The organism is Ruegeria sp. CI5 (genome assembly GCF_056536885.1).
This window is the reverse complement of the sequence record NZ_JBQFQN010000004.1, coordinates 1-17,415: the sequence shown is the minus strand read 5'-3', so window position 1 is coordinate 17,415 and position 17,415 is coordinate 1. Positions and strand designations below refer to the sequence as shown.

Below are 17,415 nucleotides of genomic sequence, written 5' to 3'. Positions count from 1 at the left end.
ACACCGCCCTGACCCATGTGACCATTCCGTACCAGACCGGCCCCCCCGTGGTTCTTGGCGACCTGCATTTCGACCGCTATCAGCGCCATGGGCTCGATCCGATCAAGGCCTGGGGGTTCGAGGACATCCTGTGGGAGGCCGATGTGCTCACCTTGGGAAAACGGCTGCTGCGAAAGCTTCAACGCACGGTTCCGCGATGAACTGCGCAACGGCGAGCTATTCTACGGCTTAAAGGAAGCCAGAATTCTGATCGAGTACTAGCGTGTCCACTACAATACCGTCAGGCCACACAGCTCACTGGGCTACTGTCCGCTCGCGCCAGAATGCATCGTGCCGGTGGACCAGAGTCTGATGATACACCAACTATCAAACCGTACCACCCGATGGGGGCACGCCAGGCGCCTCATTTAGACAAGCCACAACACGAGACAACATGCGATTGATCCGAGGGACAGGCTTCCAACAACCAATTGCAAGTGGAAGCGGGAGGCCGGTTGAGCGCTGTGCGCTTCCAATCGGGAATATACGCGGCGGGCGTTCATCCAGGCTCCCCAATAGATCAGCAAGGAGATCAACACAAAAAGAGTGGCTGCGGCTTTCGCCAGCCACTCGGGCTCGACGGCGGAAAATACGGCCTTTAGGCCAAGGGCAATGGCCACGCATGCCATTCCGGTTCTCATCCATCCCGCAAATGTGCGCTCATTTGCCAAAATGGTGCGGTCTTCGGCCCAGTCGGTCCGCTCCTCGGCCAAGTTTTGGCTTTTCGTGCTTTTGTCAGACATTGTCGCCCTTTGGACTGGCCGCCAGATCGGAATGTGCAGGCTTGCCGGTTTTTCGGCAAGCCTGCGCAAGACCTAAGACGCGCACAGTTGGGTCGCAAAACGACACACGCGCCCGGTCACCCCGTCAGCTTGATTTCGAGATCGCCCGCAGCATCCAAGCTGCCTGCTCATGAAATGCCGAACGTTCGGTCGCCAGATCTTCCGTCACGACGTCTTTGCGGCTTCCTGCAAGCTCGGTCAGGGCGTGCAGGCGGTGCGCCACCCGCTCGTGATCAGCAGCCAGATCTTCGATCATTTCGGCGGCGGACAGGTCCCCTTCGCGATCCTTGATGGCCGAGAAATCCAGGATGTCGGACATCCGCGAGGGCGCCAGATGGCCCAGCGCGCGAATGCGTTCCGCGATCTCATCAGCGGCGGCGAACATGTTTTCGTACTGTTCTTCGGTCAACTTGTGGATCGAATAGAACAGCGGGCCTTCCACGTTCCAGTGATATGCATGTGTCTTGAAGGTCAGCCGGTAGGTGTCGGCCAAAACATCAGCCAGACCCTTCGCCAAGGGCGCGGTGTCGCGCACGCCAGTCGAAACGGGGTTTTCGTTCGGGACAACGTTCAATGCGTCGGTCATGACAACTCCTTTTTTCTACTGGGGAAGAAACGCCCAAAGGCGGATTTGGTTCCACTTTCGGCGAAAAAATCAGGTGACAGTGGGCATCCCGCCATCAGCCGAATAGTCGACCGACACCCGCAGCAAGGTCGGAACGGCGACGTCAGCCGCCGCCTGCAGCGCAGGAGCAAGTTTGCTGTGGCTTTCGATGTCGTGGTAGACCCAGCCAAAGGATCGGGCCAGCGACTCCCAATCGGGGTTGCCGAAGGAAAACTCGCGCGCACCTGGCTGTTTTTCGTCGATCAGACCATAGCCGTTGTCTTCCCAGACCAGAACAGTCACGGGCACGCACAACCGGGCCGCCGTCTCCATCTCCTGAACGTTCATCAGAAAGTCCCCATCACCGCAAACGGCGATCACCCGACCCTCGTCCAACAGGCGGGCAGCCTCGATCGCTCCGGGCAGCGCAAGGCCCATACCGGCCAGGCCGTTTGGAATGATGATTTGACCCGCTCGGCGTGCTTGAACCTTGCTGGCGACCCAAAGTTTGTGCAGGCCCACGCCAGACAACAGAACGTCGCTTTCGCGAAGCGTTTCGGAAATCGCCTGACAAATGTCCGACGGCGCGACGCAGGCGGCATCGGTAGCTGTTGGTCCACCCTCCAGCGAGGCGCCAATCCTCCGCTGGAGACCTTTGAACCAGCTTTGCGTGGGTCGTGCGGCCGTGGCCTTGGCCAGAACGTCGATGCAGTGCGGAAGATCCCCGGTCAGAGCGGCCTTTACCGGCCAGTCCACATCAACAGTCGAGGCCACGTCCGAGATCTCGAGAACCGGCTTCTTACCGCCTATCGAAATGTTCGAGGGTGGATATTCAACCGGGTCAAACCCGATGGCAATGATCAGGTCGCACAGGTCGAAGGCTTCAGACGCCAACTCCTTGCCCGGCTGACCGATCGAATGCAGCGAGAGCGGGTGCCCCGGAGGCAAAACGCCTTTGGCCATGAATGTCGTGACGACCGGGGCAGAAAGGCTTTCCGCAAGTGCCCGAACGTCGCTTGCGGTGCCGGATCGGATCACCCCGTGTCCCGCAAGGATCAAGGGCTTTTTCGCCTCGGCCAGCAGGCGCGCGGAACGGATGACCGCATCGGCCGCCGGTCGCACCTCGGCTGGCGGCGGCGCCACGAAAGGTTCGGCCAGAATCGGGACCTCGGCCAGATCTTCGGGCAGGGAAAGATGGACGGCTCCGGGTTTGTCGAGCTTGCTCAATCGCACGGCCTCGGCCACGACTTGGGGGATTTCATCCGCAACCATCAGCGTTCGGCTCAACTTGGTGACTGGCGCGAAGAGTGCTTCGAGATCGATGATCTGATGGCTTTCGCGGCCCAGCGTGGACCGCGCCCCCTGTCCCGTGAGGGCGATCAGCGGCACATGGTCAAGCGTAGCGTCAGCCACACCGGTGACAAGGTTGGTCGCTCCAGGTCCAAGCGTCGAAAGGCAAACCGCCGGGTTCCCCGTCAATCGACCGTGAACCGATGCCATCAACGCCGCCGACTGCTCGTGCCGGCACAGGACGAAGTCGATGCTCGACTGGTCGATTGCGGCGATCAGATCGGTTGTTTCCTCACCCGGAACACCGAATGCACAGGTCACGCCGTTGGCCTCGAGGCAGGCAATCAGCAATTCGGCGGCGGTTTGGGTATGGACGGCATCTTTCATGGGGCTTTGAACCTCGGGGTACGGTTTCAGGGAGTGCGGATGCGCCGGAGTTTACCCACGGATCAGCCGCAAGATCAGCGAACCGATGAACAGGACCAGAAAGATCACGAAAAGGACCTGTGCGATACCGGCCGAGGCCGATGCGATGCCGCCAAACCCGAAGATGCCAGCAACGATAGCAAGTGCGAAAAAGATCAGCGCCCAAGACAACATGGGATTTCCTTTCATTTTTGTGACTACTGACGGGTCAACGCTTGGAACCCCAGATTCGTTCCGGATCATTTTGGTGGAACCTTTGGCGACCGCCCGCGTTGGGTCGATGAAAGGAGATCTGACATGACACAGAAAACGGCGAAGAAGGCCCCTCAGGACACTCCGCATGTCGAGATGGCGGCGCGGATCGACGAAGTGGCCAAGGAGGCAAAATCAGCGTTGGAAGATGGCGTAACCGCAACGCGTGACACGTTGAAGACGGCGCGCGACGAGGCGCAAAAGCAGCTGACACAGACATCCGAGAAAAGTGCCGCATTCGTGCGCGAGAACCCGGGCTTGGCAATGGTCGGAGCGTTGGGCGTGGGTGTCCTGCTGGGCCTCGCGTTGCGCAAGGCGGACCGCGGTTAGAACACGCGGTACACCGCGACCGATATGGGCATCGAATACGTATTGCCGGCCATGCTCGGCTTGGGTTTGGCCGGTCTACTGATCTGGTTTTTCATCAGGAATCGCTGACAGCGCTATTCGTCACTGCCACGCCAACCAGCCCGCCATCCCAACGACCCAAAGCGCCTCAGCCGCGCTTTGGGTCTTCTTCTATTTCGGGTTTGATCTGGGCGTAGGCCAGCATCGTGAAGACAGCGGTTCCTCCGATGATGTTGCCGGCGAGAACGGGTAGGAAAAAGCTGAAAACGGCTGCGCCTACTGGCAACTGCCCCTGAAGCATCAGAACCGCCATTTCCACCGATCCGGCAACGACGTGGGTAAAGTCACCGGCCGCAATCATCCAAGTGAAGATGACGATGACCAGCACCTCGTTGTTCTGTGCCGAAGGCAGCATCCAAACGATCGCCGCAATTAGGATTCCCGCCGGTATTCCGCGCAGAAAGCCAACCCAGGCGCCCATGCCGGTGGCGTGGTGGCTCAGGTCGTTGATGACCGAGACGAGCTGGGGCGACAACACCGGCGTATGGATCAGGAAGGCAGATATCGCAAACGCCCCCAGCACATTGGCACCCAGTACGATTGCCCACAGCCTCGCGGTTTTGGTGAAGCAGGCAACGGACGGATTTATCATGGCTGGAACCACAGTCGTAATCGTGTTTTCGGTGAACAGCTGCATCCGCCCCAAAATGACCAGGACAAAGCCGAGGGAATAGCCCAGGTTCTCGATCAGAAAGCGCCCGCTGGTTTCGGGCAGATGTGCTCGCAAGATCGCTTCGCCGAGCACCGAAAAGCTGATCAGCACGCCTGCGGCAATCCCGGACCAGAACAACGCTTTGGTCGGGCGGTCCAGTTCCTCGTCGCCGTTTTGGCGGATGGTCTCGAATATCAGGCGCGGAGACAGGCCGGACGCTTCTTCGACCGCTTCGCGCTCACTTTCTTTCTCGACAAGATCTTTTCGCGGCGCTTTGTTTTTATCGGACATTTTGACCCCATGTATCGACCTTCAAACCCAACGTTCTGCCGGTCGTTTTGGTTCCGTCAGGTACAAAGTTCCTCAAACCTTCTGAAAGAACTGGGATCACGCCCAGATCTTTGTCGGGAACTTTCGGCTACCTATCGCGTTGTTTCCTCGTAGGAACAACGACACGTAATTCGAAAGGAACTTCGGTATGGTGGAAGTATATGGCATTGGCGGTCTGATCGTCCTGGTTTTGTCGATCTGGGCCATAATCTCGATCATCGGTTCGTCTGCGACGACCGGTGCGAAAATCCTGTGGGTCCTTTTCGTTCTGTTGCTTCCGGTCATCGGATTCATCTGCTGGCTGATCTTTGGCCCGAAGGCCGCGCGCAGCGCGATCTGATCAGTTCGAAATTTGTTAGTACAAAATCAAAGCGCGGCATCGGCCGCGCTTTTTTCGTTCAAGGATATTGGGGGCACAATGCGCCCTGCGCCGACTCACCCAGGATCTGAACCGACCTTCAAGCCGTTCCCACTGAAATCGATGGATGCGATCTTGCGTGCAAGATCTGCGGCCGTGAAAGGCCGTATCAGAGCCGCGCATTCAAATTGCGCTTGCACCTCGGGGGACGGGTCCAGCAGCAACAGTGCACTGCCGCGTTCAACCAACAGCCGCGCGACGGCGTCAAATGACGTCTCACTTCTGCGATAGCTCAGAACGCTCAGGGCCGGGGCGAATTCGGGGTCCTGCCAGAAATGCCCGCCCGCGTGCAGCTCGCGGATATGGACAATGCGATCGGGCGAAACTCCGGGGATGGCGTCACTGATGTCCGCTGCTTCGATAAAGTTTTCCGTAACAATTAAAACATCTGCTACGCTGCGGGAAGAGGCTTCCATAAATACCATCCTGAAATCTGTTCGATGCCACCGTAGGGCAATCCCGCAGCGCCGCAATAAACTATGACACAGAAACGAAAAATTTCTCTGATCGCATGTGCGGACTGTCCGCTGAGGCAGATGGATGTCTTCCTGCCGTTCTCGGGAGACGACCTGCGGTTCATGCAGGGGTTCAAAACCGGCGAGATGCAGGCCGAACCCGGAACACAGCTGTTCATCGAGGGTGCGAAATCCGCGCATCTGTTCACGGTTCTGAGCGGGATGGGCGTTCGTTACAAAACGCTGGAAAACGGTCGCAGGCAGGTCATCGGCTTTGTGCTTCCAGGCGATCTGGTCGGGTTGCAGGCTGGGGTCATGGGCGAGATGCGGCACTCGGTCGAAGCGACAACCGCGATGCGGCTGTGCGTTTTCAATCGCTCTCGGCTGTTCGAGTTATATCAGAACCAGCCTGATCGGGCCTTTGACCTTACATTCCTGGCAGCCGTCGAAGAGCATTTCCTGGGCGACGCCCTGACAACCGTTGGCCAGCGCGGCGCGATCGAGAAGATCGCGTGGAGCCTGCACCGCTTCTACACAAGGTCGCAGGCCGTCGGATTGGCCAAAGGCTTGCGGTGTCCGCTGCCCTACCGGCAGCAGGATCTTGCGGATGCGTTGGGCTTGTCGCTGGTTCACACGAACAAGACCCTGCGCCGGCTGAAGGATCTGGGCCTGGCCGAGTGGTCCAACAATGTGCTGCAGATCAACGATCTTGAGGGTCTGGCCGAGCTTGGCTTGGTCGAAATCACCGAGGCCGTTCCACGACCGCTGATCTGATCGCGGCGGATGGACGGGAATTAAAGAACCGCCGACCGAAAAATCGGCCGGCGGCTTGATCACATGCTTTGCGACTGAGGAGCCGTTTACGACCCTTCGTAGTCCGGCATGTCCTTCAGCATCTCCTTGTCCGCGTGAACGAAGGCATAGGTGGTATCACCATCGACTTCACGCATCAGCGACACGCGCGAGAAATCGATCAGAACATCCTTTTCCCCCAAGCCGAGGAACCCGCCGACGCCGATCACGGCACCATCGACCGATCCGTCCATGTCTACCACGACCTCTTCGATCTCGCCGATCCACTCTTGCGAGACGTCATAGACGCGCATGCCGGTCAGGTCTTCGGCCGGGATCGTGCCTTGGGCAACGGGGACATAACCCTCGATGTCGATGGTGGTTGGATCAACCGCATCGGCCATCTGTCCGGCTTTTTCGCTGATGTACTCACCGGTAGCTTCGGCTGCCTGGTCGACGTCTTCCGCCGTGTTCTGCGCAGCGTTCTTGATATCCTGCGCGGTATTGGACAGCGCATCACCGGCTGCCTCGGCTGCCTCTTCCAGGTTCTTGCCGACTTCTTCGACATTCGAGCTTTCTGCGTAGGCCGATGCCGACATCACCAGAACGATCGAAGTTGTGGTCAGAAAACGTTTCATAGCTCACTCCTTTGGTCTGTTCTGACCGCATTTCCCGCGGTCTTGTTGAACAAACGAATGACGCCGCGACTTGTTCCCAGAAAAATGCAAAAATATTTGTTTTAAAAAGAAAAAACCGCGCATCTGCGCGGTTTGACAAGTTGTGTCCAGATACTCAGACCGGGTGCAGCGGGTCGGAAGACCTGGATAGAACCATGTAGTGTTCGTCGTCGGGAATATTGCGCAACTCGGCGAATGGAAAACTCAGGATACCTGGTCGCGCGTCGATCAGGAGAAACCGCAGAGTCTTGGTGTCAGGGTCGAACTCAATATCCTTGAATCTGCCCAACTCACCAGTCACGTCAAACACGGGGTTGCCCTGCAACTTCGTAAACCATCGGAAGTTGCTACCGGGTGGCGTGGGTTGGGGGCGTTGGCGGAGGGCGTCATTCAGGACCGCCCCCATCACAACCGGTGCAATCGCGTTTCCGAACGGCCCTACGACCAGGGGCGGCAGGCCTTCGATGTCCACTGCAAGGGGATCTTCATCTTCTTTGCGCTGACGAAGGTGATCCAATTGTTGTTGGGAGAACGCGCACTCTATCTCGCTTGCGCCAAAATCGAGCGTATCGGCCGTGAACGCCACCGGGTAACTCCCCCCGGTCACGCTCAGATTGACCAAGACGTACTCCAGCTCGGTTTGCCCAGCGCGGATGGCGATATCGGAAACACGACCAATTGCGTGGTCGGTTCCAGCTGAGACAACGGGCGTGTTGATGAGGTCAGACAGTTTCATAGTCTCGATGATTGCCTTTGGTGTCTATCCTGGGAGTGTGTGGCGCCATTGGTTTGACGCCACCCCACGCGATATGTGCATCCACCTTTGGGCTACATGTCCTTCATCAGGCGATCCACGATTTCCCGAACGTCTTCTTTCGAGTCTCCGTATTTCTTCTGGATGATGCCTTCCAGTTGCTCGCGATCGCCGCGCGCTTGTTCGATTTCATCATCAGTCAACTCGCCGAAACGCTCGATCAGCTTGCCTTTGAATTCGGTCCAGCGTCCAAGAATTTGGTCCCAGTTCATCGTAATTTCCTTTCGATTGCTTCGTCGCTGTCAGTGAAACGCGCCAAACGCGAGCTGGTTCCGGGCGCCGGCGTTTTTTCTGCAACTGACAACGTGCAAGGGCGATCTGACGGTATCCGAACTGGGTCCACCGTGGCGTTCGAACTGGTCTTGGGAACAATCTCGCCGGCCATGCGTTGGGGGCTTGAGACCTCAACACAGGAGATCGAACCATGCCACGTCGAACTGAGACCACGGAGAAGGCAAAAGCCCATGCCCAAGATCTGGCCGACAAGGTCAAGGACACCGTGACCGCCGAGGCCTCGGCCCGGGCCGAAGCCCTGAAAGACAGCGCAGCGCAGGAGGCGGAGAGCGCCGCCCATGCAGCCGACGCAGCTGCCGATGCATTTCCCGACCAATCTGTGCAGCATCAGGTCCTGTCGAGGATTGCCGACAACATGGAGGCCGTTGCCGGGCAAGTGCGCTCTGCCGATTTGGCCAATGTGAGCCGAAAGGTATCTGATTTCGCCCGGGAAAACCCGCTGTTGTTCGTCGGGTCGGCTGCCTTGGCCGGGTTTGCCGCAGCACGTTTTCTGAGCGCGCGCAATACGGGCGCGGCTCAATCCGCATCTTTTGGGGCCGATCCTTGGGATATTGATCCGTCGCCGCTGCATGGGACCTCGGTCGATACGTCGGGCCACACCAGCGCGCTGGCGCGGATGAATGGTGGCCGCAATGCATAACCCCAACGATCTGCGATCGGCACCGGGGCTATTGGCAAACGCGCTCAAACATCTCTCGAGTTTGCTTCAAGCTGAGGCGAAGCTTGCCAAGGAAGAGTTGTCCCGAAACCTGACGAGAGCGGGCGTCGGGCTGGCCTGCATTGGCATTGCTCTGATCCTGTTGATGATCGCGCTGAACCTCATGGCCACAGCCCTGGTCGCGTATATCGCCGCCAATGGATTGTCGGTGGGTATGGCCTCGTTGCTTGTTGGCGCGGGCTTGACACTGGCTGCTGCGTGCCTCGCGCTTTTTGGCCGGTCCCGCATGTCCGCCACCGCGCTGGTCCCCGAGCAAGCCATGAAAAACCTGCAGCGCGACATCGAAGCGATGAAGGAGTCGACCCATGTCTGACCTGACACCCCTTGAAACGCAGATCGCATATGAACGCAGCGCCCTTGCGCGCTCGCTGAATGCTCTGTCGGATACGCTGGCGCCGCAGCGCCTGGCCGACGAGGCGAAATCGACACTCGAAGCCTATGGCGGGCAGATCGGTGCGCAACTCTGGTCCGTGGCCCGGAAAAACCCGGCGGCCTTTGCTCTGTTCGGTGCAGGAGCAGCCCTTTTGGTTGCGGGTCCCGGGTCTGGCGCAAAAAGAACTCAATCCCCGCCCCAGGCCGTACCTCTGCAGCAGGCTTTCGACGGGTTTGACCAGCGTGTCGCCGACGCCGACAGCCGCATGAAACAGGAGATGACCGGAATGACTGAACACAGCCAATCTGTCAGCGTGCTGTCCGCCGCCTTGGACCGTGGTCTGGACAAGCTGTCCCCCCAATCCCGTGCCCGGGTGATCGAGGCGCGCAAGGCCGCAATCAGTGCGCAGCAAGCGGTCGAGAAGCGTGCGCGGAAGGCGGCGAAGGCCTCGCAAACCTTCGTTCATGATCAGCCGCTGGCGGCCGGAGCATTAGCGCTGGGCGTAGGTATTCTGGCTGGCGCTCTGCTGCCCAACACCCGCAAAGAGGACGAGTTGTTGGGCCATCGGCGCGATCAGCTGATGCGACAGGCCCAACGGGTTTTGAACGAAGAACTGGACAAACTGCATGCCGCGGCCAACGCACGGCTGGATGAGGCCGCTGATCGGGCCTCTGACGCTTTGCGCAGTCAGTGAAGCGCAACCATGCAAACTGCTTTCAGCTCTCCATCGGCCCTGCGTGCGATGCTGGCGATCCTGACCGGGATTGCCATCATCACCGCTTTGTTCCTGGCCCGGTCGATCGTTGCGCCGATCACCTTCGCTTTGGTTTTGGGGGTCGTGGTTGCCCCGCTTGCGGACAAGCTTGAGAAGGTCGGTTGCCCGCGTGTGATATCCGCCTCGGCACTGCTGTTCGTGACCAGCACCGTCATCGTCGCGGCATTCCTTCTGCTTGAACCATTGCTGTCCACGCTGGTCGAACAGTTGCCTGCCATCAAACGCGAGTTGCGCTCTTGGGTCGCCGCGATGTCCGAGTTCATTCGGGGTATCGAAACGCTTGGACGCGAGATCGAGGAAACCGTCGGCGCCGATGGGGCAGCGGAAACGGAGTCCGCCCTTCCGTCAGTGATGGATGCCTTGTGGCTGGCGCCCAATTTCGGATCAAAGATCCTGATTTTCATCGGCACGCTCTTCTTTTTCGTTTTGACCCGACCCGAGCTCTATGCCGCAGCCGGCCCGTTGACGGAGCGGCTGTATCTGGCCGACCGCGCGGTCTATCGCTATTTCGCTGCCGTGACGTTGGTCAATATCGGCCTCGGGACTGTTACGGCCGTGGCCTTGGGGCTGATCGGCATCAATGACGCCGTGGTCTGGGGGGTGGCCGCCGGCCTTCTGAATTTTGTGCTGTATCTCGGTCCGCTGATGATCCTGACCGGCCTTCTGATCGCCGGTTTAACCCAGTTCGGCGGAGCCGCAGCCCTGTTGCCCCCCCTGATCTTCCTGGCCATCAATCTGTCCGAGGCACAATTCGTAACACCCGCCTTCGTCGGCCAACGTCTGCAGGTGAACCCGCTGGTCGTATTCATCGCCATCATCTTTGGGCTTTGGCTGTGGGGACCGGTCGGCGCCATCGTCGCGCTGCCGATCCTGCTGTGGTTCGGTGTTTTGATGCACCCCAAGGTCATGAGCCCGGTCTAGACCACCTAGACGATGTTTTCAGTTACCCCCGGAAGAGGTTGCCGCATATCGCGCGCAACGTCTGCGTCATGCGGGACCAGGAAACCGCTGCGCGCTTCGGGGCGCCGCACGCCGTTGGCCTGAACCTCTCGCCCCCACCAGTCGAACGTGGCATCGGGCTCGATCTGTCTGCGCAGATCGTCCGAGAACCACCAATGGTCCACCAAGGCCTGCCGCAGAACCGCGACCCGCTGCCGGGCGGTGATCCGAAGGGCGACCTCTGTGTCCCACCGCAAAGACCGTCCGTTCAGGTTGGCGGACCCGACCAGGGCATGGCTGTCATCCACCACCAGAACTTTGTTGTGAACGTGAATGATCGGAGACCCGCTCAGAACTTCAGCGCTGGCATCAGCCCCACTGGCCGAAATCGGTTGGACCGGGGTCGACACCGAAACCCGGTTTTGGAACCCCTGCTGGATGATCTGCAGGCATTTGGCCTGCAGGTCCAAACCGTATTGCGCGTCCAGTCCGTCATGCCCGCCAAAGGCCACTTCCTCGGGCAAGGCTGGCAGAACAAGCACCAGTTTCAGATCCTGCTTGGAATGGCCCACCTCAGCCAAGGCGTCGGCCAGCCGGGTTGATCTGAAATACTGGGTCTCGATGTGCAGAAGTTGCCGCGCCGCTTGAAAGGCAGCGATGTGCTCATCCTCGATCTCATGCGCGATGGTCTTTGGCGAGAGCCGCCAGAACGCAAACCGGCGTGGGCTGGACAGGGTGCGGCGCAGGTGGGTTGCCTTTGGGTCCGGTTTTCCGGTTGCGATTTCATGTTCGAACCGGTCGATATGGCGCGCGGCTTCGGCGGCCTCGGATCCGCGGACCAGCAATTGAACGTCTGACCAGGTGTTCTTGGCCAGACGGTCGTGATCCGGCGTGTCAAAGCGCCTTTCGTTCAAGTCCAATCCGCCGAGGTAGCAGACCTCATTGTCGATCACGGCGACTTTCTGATGGTGCGACACGGTGTGAAGCCGGGGCAACATGTCCGACCCCAGCCTTACCGCCTGCCGTTCGCGTCGTTCGCGGGACAGTTCCTGCATCTGCTGCGCCTTTTTTCGCAAAACCGCGGGTAACAGCGTGGCCAAAGGCAATGCGCCGGCCTGCGCGGGATGCATGGACACGCGAACGCTCAAGCGCGCGGCCAGTTCAGGGCCAAGGATTTCCGCAAGCGCAACCGCCTGCCGTTTGGTGCGCCAGCTCAGTTCGTGCAACTCGGTCGCAAAGATCGGATCGAAATCGCTGATGACCAGATGAAACGAGACACCCTTGCAGATGACATGCTCGATCAGGTCAAACCAGGTATCGCCGATCCGGCGCGCCTCATCGCTTCGCAGCCGTGTCATGAAATCGAATATCCGAAAACTTGCCTTGATCTGGTGCCGGGCCTCCAGAACCGCTTTTTCCAAGGCGGGCCAGGCTTGCTCGGCCGTGATCAGGACTTCAAAGTCATTCTGCTGCGGCACGGGCATCACCGCCTCTCTCATCCGCAATGGTCTGTGGTTCGCTATCGCCTTCTACTTCGGCGATATCGAACGTCACCTCATACACATAATGCGATGACGTCTCGGTTATGGTTTCGGAGCCGTCCAATTGGCGGAGGAAGGCCTGCATCAGCCGTTGACCGATCCCGCCGCTGTGGAACAGATCTGCACCGTCGTCCGTCTGCCCGCGCGTGTTGGAGATTTTCAGATGCAGGGTGCTCTCCTCGGGTCGGGTAAATTCTACTGAAATTGTCGGCGGTCCGTCCTGCGGAACGCCTACGTATTTGACCGCGTTCGTCAGCGCCTCGGCCACCAGCATCGACAGCGTGACGGCCTGATCCTGCCCCAGTTCGACCGGCGCGATCCGGCAGTCGACCTCGACCACCTGACCCAGAATTGGCGGTCGATGCGCCAGTTCGGCCACCAAATGCCCGATCAGAGCCTCGGTGTTGATCGTCGTCATCTGCGAGTTCTGGTTCAAGGTCTGGTGCACCATGGCCAGGCCGCGAACCCGACGCTGCAACTGTTCCAGCAAGCGCCGGGCCTCGGGGGTTTCAGCCTTGCGCAAATGCATGTTCATGATCGAAGCGATCAGTTGCAGGTTGTTTTTGACACGATGGTGAACCTCGCGCAACAACAGCGTTTTTTCGACAAGATCCCGTTCGTGCTGTGCCTCAGCCTCGCGGATCAACAAGACCATGCGGTTGAATGCAGTCTGGATTTGCTGAAACTCCTGCGGCGCGCCCGCAAGGCTTTCAATCGGGTCGCGCTCGCCCAAGGCAAAGCGACGAACGGCGGAACGCAAGCTGTCGAGATGCCGGATCACCAATCGATGCAGGCCCCACAGGGCAACTCCCAGTCCGGTAACCCACATCAGGATGGGAAACGCAATGGTCAGGGCCGTACTGCCTGCACCAACAGAGGCCAGAGCCGCCTCGCGCGGCCAACTGCCGATTACGGCAACTTCGCCCGGAATGATGGTGGCAACTGCAAAAACCCGATCCTCGCCTCCGACCGTCTTGGCGGAAAAGGTCTTGCCGGAACTGGACAGAACCAACAGATTTTCCTGCACGGGCGGCAGGAATTGCTGGACCGCGTCCAGGCCGACATTTGACGACAGCACTTCTCCGGTCGCGTCGAAAAGGGCGATGACGACGTCGCTGTCAATGTTGCCAACATCCAAGGGCGTCCGCGCCAACGCATGCGGTATCGAGATGGAAACGAACCCCACAAGTTCGGTCCTGTTAAGGACCGGCTGGGTCACGATGATCACCGATTGCCCGGTCGCCGCGCCGGCACGATTGACAGAAAACGTAAGCTGCGGATTTTCCGAGATCTGCCCGAAACCGGGCGCGTCCGACAAATCGATGGCTCGCTCGACGGTCGAGCAGGCCATGACCCCGTTTGGCTGAATAAACCCGGCAAATACGAACTCGGGCTGGCGTTCGACGAACCGGCGCATGAGGTCCGAACAAGCAGCATTGTCCAAGCCTCCCTCGGCAAGCGCGGCTGTGAGTCCCGAACTTGCACCAACAGCTTTCTGCAGAAGCTCCCGTTCCCGGCTGGCAGCCTCAATCGTGCGCGCCAGCACTGAGGCCCGCGATCTTTCGTCGGCCTCGGTAATAACAGCGCGTGTCTGCAAGACCGCAATCAGCCCTAGCGGCAGAAGCGCCAAGGTGACCAGCGCGGCAAGATAAACGGTCAGGCTGCGCGGCTTCGCATCCATTGATCGTCAGGCCGCCGGTTGCGTCTGAACGATTGCCGCCGTTACCGCATCGGTCAATTCGATGGGTTCGTCATCTTCCAAATCCATCAGTTCGGCCAGTTGCGCGCGGGCCCGGTTCACCCGGCTTTTGATCGTTCCAAGGGCGACGCCGCACATCTCGGCTGCCTCCTCATAGGAAAACCCTTGTGCACCGACCAGCACCAACGCTTCGCGCTGCTCATCCGTCAACTGCTCAAAAGCAACCGCAAAATCCTTCAAGGCCAAACGTCCGTCATGGTCGGGCTTCTGCGACAGGCTCTCCGCCATGACACCATCGACATCCTCGACCTCGCGCTTGCGTTTGCGGTGCAGGGAAAAATAGGTGTTCCGGACAATGGTGAACAGCCAGGCCCGCATGTTGGTGCCTTCCTGGAACGAGTCGATATTGCTCCAAGCCTTGATCAATGCGTCCTGCACGATGTCATCGGCAGTGGCGCCGTTTCGGCACAGGCTGATCGCAAAGGCCCGCATCGCACCAATATGTTCGACAAGCTCTTCTCGCGGATCAACCATCCGAGCCTCCCGTCTCACCGCTTTTGGAGACAGTGGTCTGATTGCGCAGTTTTTCAAGAAGATCGACGAACCGATCCGGAACCGGTTCGCTGGCAACCTCATCGAAAGCCCGCTTGAGGTTTTCGTCGATCCGCTTTTCTATTTCTGGCCGATGTTCTCGGCTGGGTTGTGGTTTTGTCATGGCATCATCAAAAATTTTTTCTTTTGCTGGAACCATAACGCCCCAGTAAGCGTTTGGTTCCCGAGTTTAGAGAAAAAAATGAGGAAAACATAGATGACTGAGCTGACCGGAGTTTCCGTCGCAGATCAAATTGGCCCGCTGCTGCCGTTTCTGCGCCGTTATGCCCGTGCCCTCACCGGCTCACAGGACAGTGGCGACGCCTACGCCGCTGCATCGCTTGAAGCGATCCTTGCAGATCCCGCCCAGTTCGATGCCGATCTCACGCCGCGGGTCGCGTTGTTTCGTGTTTTTCACGGTATCTGGTCGACGTCGGGAATGCCCGTTGACGCCGATGGCGGCAGTTCTGACATTCAATCGCGCGCTCACGCCCAGTTGGCACGCCTGACGCCGAACACGCGCGAGGCCTTGCTGCTGCGCACGGTCGAAGAGTTCTCGGTCAGCGATATCGCCGCGATCATGCAGATAGAACCCGCAGAGGCTCAGAAGCTGATCGATATCGCCTACGAGGAGATGGCCCGCCACACATCCGGTCGCATTTTGATCATCGAAGACGAAGCAATCATCGCGATGGATCTTGAAACGATGGTGACCGACCTGGGCCACCGGGTCACCGGGGTCGCACGCACCGAAACCGCCTCCATCGACCTGGCCGAGCGCGAGCCGTTCGACTTGATCCTGTCAGACATCCAACTGGCGGACAAATCCAGCGGAATCGATGCGGTGAACCGCATCATTGCCCAGCACGGCGATTGCCCCGTCATTTTCATCACCGCCTTCCCTGAGCGCCTTCTTACGGGCAAAGGCCCCGAACCGGCCTTTTTGATTTCCAAACCCTACACCGAAGAACAGGTCAAATCGGCCGTCAGCCAAGCCATGTTCTTTGCCTCTAGCGCCGTGATCGAGGTCTGAAACAGCTGGGCCGCGCTGCAAAACACCCAAACTCAAGCGATGAGACACGACGAGGAACAGCATGGAAAACGAGATTGCACAGACCGCAGAGACCGTGACGAACACCGTTTGGGCCGAACTGTCGCAAGTTTTGAATACCGAACTTTATGACGGGAAATCGCTAAGCGACCTGCTGACGCTCGAGGCCCTTCTTGGCCTCGTCGCGAACACTATCGCGGCTCTGATCCTTCTGGTTCTTGGGCTTGTGATTTCAAGATATGTCAGCCGGAAGATCCGGGGCGTCGGTGAAAAATCGGAACGCCTGGATGATACGCTGTTCAACTTTCTCGGCAATCTGGCGCGCTATACGATTCTGGCGTTTACGGGGCTGTTCATTCTGAACACGTTCGGGGTGCAGACCACGTCGATCATCGCGCTGATCGGTGCCGCGGGTTTGGCCATTGGACTTGCGCTGCAAGGCACATTGTCCAACGTTGCAGCCGGCGTGATGATCATCCTGTTCCGGCCACTCAAGATCGGGGATTTCGTCGACGTGAACGGGGTGCTCGGAACCGTCAAAGACATCACCCTGAACTATACCGAAATTGCGGATATGGGGAACGTCAAGGTTATCGTTCCCAATGCCGAGGTGTGGGGAAACACCATCAAGAACTATTCCGTCTACGAGACCCGTCGTGCCGAGTGGACGTTCGGCGTTGGATACGGCGTCAACCTGGCGGAGGCCGAGCGTGTAATTCGCGACACGATCATGTCGGACGCTCGTTCGCTGGCAGATCCAGAACCGTTCATCCAGGTGAACAATCTTGGCAGCAGCAGCGTCGATTTTCTTGTCCGCGTTTGGTGCAAGTCTTCGGACTACTTCCAATACCAGGCAGACATGAAGCGCAAGGTCAAAGAGGCACTGGACGAAGCCGATATCAATATTCCGTTTCCGACCCGCACGCTGCTGATCGAAGACGTCGAGAGACGGCAAGAGAAGGCGATCGCGGCAGAGTAACCTTGACTGTTGAACCTGGGGGCTGGACCTGTCACGGTTTGATGCCGCTCCTTTGATAGCATTTATTGCAACAAGGGAGATGAACTGTGGGAACGAAACGAACGGACGAATTCCGTGCTGATGCGGTGCGGATCGCGCTGACGAGCGGTCTGACGCGCAGGCAGGTCGCATCGGATTTGGGCGTTGGCTTGTCGACGCTGAACAAATGGCTGACGGCGCATCGCGACACTGATGTGGTGTCGGACAAGGAGCTGGACCTTGCCCGTGAGAACGAGCGACTTCGGCGGGAGAACCGCATTCTCAAGGAGGAGAGGGATATCTTAAAAGGCCACGGCCTTCTTCGCGAGCCAAAAGCCATGAGGTTCCTGTTCATCCACTGCCCGGCAGTCGAAACTCAGTTTCGACTGTCTGACGTCAGCGCCAATGGGACAGTTTAGGGTGATTTGATAAGAGAGGGTTTCTGGCACATCGTAACCACCAAGGAGTGGAGATGAGACAGAAACCCGGAACCAAGCA

At 58.8% G+C, this 17,415-nt stretch carries 23 protein-coding genes and 2 pseudogenes; 12 read left to right on the top strand and 13 right to left on the bottom strand.

Features of this window, described 5'->3' with window-relative positions; translation table 11 throughout:
- Positions 1 to 17: 17 nt before the first annotated feature.
- Complete coding sequence (locus ACR0BA_RS12780; RefSeq protein ID WP_480728267.1) at positions 18 to 200, top strand: hypothetical protein; 183 nt, start codon at positions 18 to 20, stop codon at positions 198 to 200.
- Positions 148 to 411 (top strand): annotated as a pseudogene (locus ACR0BA_RS12775) (integrase core domain-containing protein); the annotation flags it as partial. The gene ACR0BA_RS12780 and the pseudogene ACR0BA_RS12775, both read left to right, overlap by 53 nt.
- Here ACR0BA_RS12775 and ACR0BA_RS12770 read toward each other — a convergent pair.
- From ACR0BA_RS12770 to ACR0BA_RS12755, 4 genes are all read right to left on the bottom strand, one after another.
- Positions 408 to 782 carry a YidH family protein gene (locus tag ACR0BA_RS12770; protein ID WP_260064268.1) on the bottom strand — a complete coding sequence of 125 codons (375 nt, stop codon included), beginning with the start codon at positions 780 to 782 and terminating at the stop codon, positions 408 to 410. The pseudogene ACR0BA_RS12775 and the gene ACR0BA_RS12770 overlap by 4 nt on opposite strands.
- Positions 783 to 906: 124 nt before the next feature.
- A complete protein-coding gene (locus tag ACR0BA_RS12765) occupies positions 907 to 1,407 on the bottom strand; it encodes a Dps family protein (protein WP_170420633.1) in 501 nt (166 codons plus the stop codon).
- 69 nt (positions 1,408 to 1,476) lie between these two features.
- Positions 1,477 to 3,102, bottom strand: coding sequence for an acetolactate synthase large subunit (locus ACR0BA_RS12760; protein ID WP_480728266.1), 1,626 nt, complete (start codon positions 3,100 to 3,102; stop codon positions 1,477 to 1,479).
- Positions 3,103 to 3,153: 51 nt separating this feature from the next.
- Positions 3,154 to 3,315: a DUF1328 domain-containing protein gene (locus ACR0BA_RS12755; RefSeq protein ID WP_170339293.1), complete on the bottom strand. Its 162-nt coding sequence runs from the start codon at positions 3,313 to 3,315 to the stop codon at positions 3,154 to 3,156.
- Positions 3,316 to 3,438: 123 nt separating this feature from the next.
- On the opposite strand from ACR0BA_RS12755, the gene ACR0BA_RS12750 reads away from it, so the two are divergent.
- On the top strand, positions 3,439 to 3,723 hold the full coding sequence (locus tag ACR0BA_RS12750; protein WP_170367725.1) for a DUF883 family protein: 285 nt from the start codon (positions 3,439 to 3,441) through the stop codon (positions 3,721 to 3,723).
- A 166-nt stretch (positions 3,724 to 3,889) separates the two neighbouring features.
- On the opposite strand, the gene ACR0BA_RS12745 is transcribed toward ACR0BA_RS12750, so the two are convergent.
- Positions 3,890 to 4,744: a formate/nitrite transporter family protein gene (locus ACR0BA_RS12745; RefSeq protein ID WP_480728264.1), complete on the bottom strand. Its 855-nt coding sequence runs from the start codon at positions 4,742 to 4,744 to the stop codon at positions 3,890 to 3,892.
- A gap of 187 nt (positions 4,745 to 4,931) precedes the next feature.
- Between ACR0BA_RS12745 and ACR0BA_RS12740 the strand changes: the two genes are divergently transcribed.
- Entirely contained in the window at positions 4,932 to 5,123 is a 192-nt protein-coding gene (locus ACR0BA_RS12740; RefSeq protein ID WP_093961670.1) for a PLD nuclease N-terminal domain-containing protein, read from the top strand.
- Positions 5,124 to 5,218: 95 nt separating this feature from the next.
- On the opposite strand, the gene ACR0BA_RS12735 is transcribed toward ACR0BA_RS12740, so the two are convergent.
- Entirely contained in the window at positions 5,219 to 5,617 is a 399-nt protein-coding gene (locus ACR0BA_RS12735) for a hypothetical protein (RefSeq protein WP_170452354.1), read from the bottom strand.
- Between the two features lie 63 nt (positions 5,618 to 5,680).
- On the opposite strand from ACR0BA_RS12735, the gene ACR0BA_RS12730 reads away from it, so the two are divergent.
- Complete coding sequence (locus ACR0BA_RS12730) at positions 5,681 to 6,430, top strand: Crp/Fnr family transcriptional regulator (RefSeq protein ID WP_170373029.1); 750 nt, start codon at positions 5,681 to 5,683, stop codon at positions 6,428 to 6,430.
- Between the two features lie 86 nt (positions 6,431 to 6,516).
- Here ACR0BA_RS12730 and ACR0BA_RS12725 read toward each other — a convergent pair whose 3' ends face one another.
- The 3 genes from ACR0BA_RS12725 to ACR0BA_RS12715 form a co-directional block, all read right to left on the bottom strand.
- The gene (locus ACR0BA_RS12725; RefSeq protein WP_480728262.1) at positions 6,517 to 7,086 is read right to left on the bottom strand and encodes a PRC-barrel domain-containing protein; all 570 of its coding nucleotides are present in this window, start codon (positions 7,084 to 7,086) and stop codon (positions 6,517 to 6,519) included.
- 154 nt (positions 7,087 to 7,240) lie between these two features.
- Positions 7,241 to 7,861, bottom strand: a complete 621-nt coding sequence (locus ACR0BA_RS12720; RefSeq protein WP_480728261.1) for a PRC-barrel domain-containing protein — start codon at positions 7,859 to 7,861, stop codon at positions 7,241 to 7,243.
- Positions 7,862 to 7,953: 92 nt separating this feature from the next.
- Complete coding sequence (locus ACR0BA_RS12715) at positions 7,954 to 8,151, bottom strand: CsbD family protein (RefSeq protein WP_170365257.1); 198 nt, start codon at positions 8,149 to 8,151, stop codon at positions 7,954 to 7,956.
- Positions 8,152 to 8,363: 212 nt separating this feature from the next.
- On the opposite strand from ACR0BA_RS12715, the gene ACR0BA_RS12710 reads away from it, so the two are divergent.
- The 4 genes from ACR0BA_RS12710 to ACR0BA_RS12695 are packed head-to-tail and all read left to right on the top strand — an operon-like array spanning position 8,364 to position 11,020.
- Positions 8,364 to 8,873: a hypothetical protein gene (locus tag ACR0BA_RS12710; protein ID WP_480728259.1), complete on the top strand. Its 510-nt coding sequence runs from the start codon at positions 8,364 to 8,366 to the stop codon at positions 8,871 to 8,873.
- On the top strand, positions 8,854 to 9,264 hold the full coding sequence (locus tag ACR0BA_RS12705) for a phage holin family protein (protein ID WP_480728257.1): 411 nt from the start codon (positions 8,854 to 8,856) through the stop codon (positions 9,262 to 9,264). Before ACR0BA_RS12710 ends, ACR0BA_RS12705 begins: the two co-directional genes overlap by 20 nt.
- The gene (locus tag ACR0BA_RS12700; RefSeq protein WP_480728255.1) at positions 9,257 to 10,018 is read left to right on the top strand and encodes a hypothetical protein; all 762 of its coding nucleotides are present in this window, start codon (positions 9,257 to 9,259) and stop codon (positions 10,016 to 10,018) included. Before ACR0BA_RS12705 ends, ACR0BA_RS12700 begins: the two co-directional genes overlap by 8 nt.
- Before the next feature lie 9 nt (positions 10,019 to 10,027).
- The gene (locus ACR0BA_RS12695; RefSeq protein WP_480728254.1) at positions 10,028 to 11,020 is read left to right on the top strand and encodes an AI-2E family transporter; all 993 of its coding nucleotides are present in this window, start codon (positions 10,028 to 10,030) and stop codon (positions 11,018 to 11,020) included.
- A 5-nt stretch (positions 11,021 to 11,025) separates the two neighbouring features.
- On the opposite strand, the gene ACR0BA_RS12690 is transcribed toward ACR0BA_RS12695, so the two are convergent.
- The 4 genes from ACR0BA_RS12690 to ACR0BA_RS12675 are packed head-to-tail and all read right to left on the bottom strand — an operon-like array spanning position 11,026 to position 15,029.
- Positions 11,026 to 12,522, bottom strand: a complete 1,497-nt coding sequence (locus ACR0BA_RS12690; protein WP_480728252.1) for a phospholipase D family protein — start codon at positions 12,520 to 12,522, stop codon at positions 11,026 to 11,028.
- Positions 12,500 to 14,260 (bottom strand): sensor histidine kinase, encoded by a 1,761-nt coding sequence (locus ACR0BA_RS12685; RefSeq protein WP_480728250.1) that lies wholly within the window; start codon positions 14,258 to 14,260, stop codon positions 12,500 to 12,502. The genes ACR0BA_RS12690 and ACR0BA_RS12685 overlap by 23 nt, the downstream gene beginning before the upstream one ends.
- A 6-nt stretch (positions 14,261 to 14,266) precedes the next feature.
- The gene (locus ACR0BA_RS12680; RefSeq protein ID WP_170360312.1) at positions 14,267 to 14,812 is read right to left on the bottom strand and encodes an RNA polymerase sigma factor; all 546 of its coding nucleotides are present in this window, start codon (positions 14,810 to 14,812) and stop codon (positions 14,267 to 14,269) included.
- Positions 14,805 to 15,029: a NepR family anti-sigma factor gene (locus ACR0BA_RS12675; protein WP_367648556.1), complete on the bottom strand. Its 225-nt coding sequence runs from the start codon at positions 15,027 to 15,029 to the stop codon at positions 14,805 to 14,807. The genes ACR0BA_RS12680 and ACR0BA_RS12675 overlap by 8 nt, the downstream gene beginning before the upstream one ends.
- Positions 15,030 to 15,086: 57 nt before the next feature.
- On the opposite strand from ACR0BA_RS12675, the gene ACR0BA_RS12670 reads away from it, so the two are divergent.
- The 3 genes and pseudogenes from ACR0BA_RS12670 to ACR0BA_RS12660 form a co-directional block, all read left to right on the top strand.
- Positions 15,087 to 15,902 carry a response regulator gene (locus ACR0BA_RS12670; RefSeq protein ID WP_480728248.1) on the top strand — a complete coding sequence of 272 codons (816 nt, stop codon included), beginning with the start codon at positions 15,087 to 15,089 and terminating at the stop codon, positions 15,900 to 15,902.
- A gap of 61 nt (positions 15,903 to 15,963) precedes the next feature.
- Complete coding sequence (locus ACR0BA_RS12665; RefSeq protein WP_480728246.1) at positions 15,964 to 16,899, top strand: mechanosensitive ion channel family protein; 936 nt, start codon at positions 15,964 to 15,966, stop codon at positions 16,897 to 16,899.
- A gap of 86 nt (positions 16,900 to 16,985) precedes the next feature.
- Positions 16,986 to 17,273 (top strand): annotated as a pseudogene (locus ACR0BA_RS12660) (transposase); the annotation flags it as partial.
- Positions 17,274 to 17,415 lie beyond the last annotated feature (142 nt).

What these genes read in the sequence shown, in the direction of transcription:
- ACR0BA_RS12770 (WP_260064268.1), bottom strand. Translation starts at nt 782, where the DNA reads ATGTCTGACAAAAGCACGAAAAGCCAAAACTTGGCCGAGGAGCGGACC.
- ACR0BA_RS12765 (WP_170420633.1), bottom strand. Translation starts at nt 1,407, where the DNA reads ATGACCGACGCATTGAACGTTGTCCCGAACGAAAACCCCGTTTCGACT.
- ACR0BA_RS12760 (WP_480728266.1), bottom strand. Translation starts at nt 3,102, where the DNA reads ATGAAAGATGCCGTCCATACCCAAACCGCCGCCGAATTGCTGATTGCC.
- ACR0BA_RS12755 (WP_170339293.1), bottom strand. Translation starts at nt 3,315, where the DNA reads ATGTTGTCTTGGGCGCTGATCTTTTTCGCACTTGCTATCGTTGCTGGC.
- ACR0BA_RS12750 (WP_170367725.1), top strand. Translation starts at nt 3,439, where the DNA reads ATGACACAGAAAACGGCGAAGAAGGCCCCTCAGGACACTCCGCATGTC.
- ACR0BA_RS12745 (WP_480728264.1), bottom strand. Translation starts at nt 4,744, where the DNA reads ATGTCCGATAAAAACAAAGCGCCGCGAAAAGATCTTGTCGAGAAAGAA.
- ACR0BA_RS12740 (WP_093961670.1), top strand. Translation starts at nt 4,932, where the DNA reads ATGGTGGAAGTATATGGCATTGGCGGTCTGATCGTCCTGGTTTTGTCG.
- ACR0BA_RS12735 (WP_170452354.1), bottom strand. Translation starts at nt 5,617, where the DNA reads ATGGAAGCCTCTTCCCGCAGCGTAGCAGATGTTTTAATTGTTACGGAA.
- ACR0BA_RS12730 (WP_170373029.1), top strand. Translation starts at nt 5,681, where the DNA reads ATGACACAGAAACGAAAAATTTCTCTGATCGCATGTGCGGACTGTCCG.
- ACR0BA_RS12725 (WP_480728262.1), bottom strand. Translation starts at nt 7,086, where the DNA reads ATGAAACGTTTTCTGACCACAACTTCGATCGTTCTGGTGATGTCGGCA.
- ACR0BA_RS12720 (WP_480728261.1), bottom strand. Translation starts at nt 7,861, where the DNA reads ATGAAACTGTCTGACCTCATCAACACGCCCGTTGTCTCAGCTGGAACC.
- ACR0BA_RS12715 (WP_170365257.1), bottom strand. Translation starts at nt 8,151, where the DNA reads ATGAACTGGGACCAAATTCTTGGACGCTGGACCGAATTCAAAGGCAAG.
- ACR0BA_RS12710 (WP_480728259.1), top strand. Translation starts at nt 8,364, where the DNA reads ATGCCACGTCGAACTGAGACCACGGAGAAGGCAAAAGCCCATGCCCAA.
- ACR0BA_RS12705 (WP_480728257.1), top strand. Translation starts at nt 8,854, where the DNA reads ATGGTGGCCGCAATGCATAACCCCAACGATCTGCGATCGGCACCGGGG.
- ACR0BA_RS12700 (WP_480728255.1), top strand. Translation starts at nt 9,257, where the DNA reads ATGTCTGACCTGACACCCCTTGAAACGCAGATCGCATATGAACGCAGC.
- ACR0BA_RS12695 (WP_480728254.1), top strand. Translation starts at nt 10,028, where the DNA reads ATGCAAACTGCTTTCAGCTCTCCATCGGCCCTGCGTGCGATGCTGGCG.
- ACR0BA_RS12690 (WP_480728252.1), bottom strand. Translation starts at nt 12,522, where the DNA reads ATGCCCGTGCCGCAGCAGAATGACTTTGAAGTCCTGATCACGGCCGAG.
- ACR0BA_RS12685 (WP_480728250.1), bottom strand. Translation starts at nt 14,260, where the DNA reads ATGGATGCGAAGCCGCGCAGCCTGACCGTTTATCTTGCCGCGCTGGTC.
- ACR0BA_RS12680 (WP_170360312.1), bottom strand. Translation starts at nt 14,812, where the DNA reads ATGGTTGATCCGCGAGAAGAGCTTGTCGAACATATTGGTGCGATGCGG.
- ACR0BA_RS12675 (WP_367648556.1), bottom strand. Translation starts at nt 15,029, where the DNA reads ATGGTTCCAGCAAAAGAAAAAATTTTTGATGATGCCATGACAAAACCA.
- ACR0BA_RS12670 (WP_480728248.1), top strand. Translation starts at nt 15,087, where the DNA reads ATGACTGAGCTGACCGGAGTTTCCGTCGCAGATCAAATTGGCCCGCTG.
- ACR0BA_RS12665 (WP_480728246.1), top strand. Translation starts at nt 15,964, where the DNA reads ATGGAAAACGAGATTGCACAGACCGCAGAGACCGTGACGAACACCGTT.